Source organism: Salinimicrobium sediminilitoris (genome assembly GCF_020866905.1).
In the GTDB taxonomy this organism is placed as follows: Bacteria; Bacteroidota; Bacteroidia; order Flavobacteriales; family Flavobacteriaceae; genus Salinimicrobium; species Salinimicrobium sediminilitoris.
In genome coordinates, this window is sequence record NZ_JAIVCC010000003.1 from 1 (window position 1) to 548 (window position 548).

General features: G+C 42.9%; 1 rRNA gene. It reads left to right on the top strand.

Annotated features, from left to right (window positions below):
- Positions 1–173 precede the first annotated feature (173 nt).
- Positions 174–548: ribosomal RNA gene (locus tag LA313_RS05020) — 23S ribosomal RNA — on the top strand; the annotation flags it as partial.

Genomic DNA, 548 nt, shown 5'->3' on the forward strand with positions numbered 1-548 from the left:
GTTCATTGACATATTGGAAAATAAGAATACGAGAAACATAAAAATTTCTATGATTGCAAAATTATAGATAGAGCAAATTATATTTAAGAGGTTTGAAGTATTGAGAAGAGGGTTATTATTAACTTTTAACTCATAACTAATAACTTCTTGCAAGAGCATATTAGGTAAAAGCACATAAGCTAAATAAGGGCGTATGGGGAATGCCTAGGCTCTCAGAGGCGATGAAGGACGTGATAAGCTGCGAAAAGCTGCGGGGACTGGCACATACAGGTTGATCCGCAGATATCCGAATGGGGCAACCCAGCATACTGAAGGTATGTTACTCCGCAAGGAGGGCGAACCCGGAGAACTGAAACATCTAAGTACCCGGAGGAGAAGAAAACAATAGTGATTGCGCTAGTAGTGGCGAGCGAACGCGCATTAGCCCAAACCAGCAAGCTTACGGGCTTGTTGGGGTTGTAGGACCACGATATTGGTTGTGTAATGAACTAGAACGCTTTGGAAAGAGCGGCCATAGACGGTGATAGCCCGGTATAGGTAAAGAACAT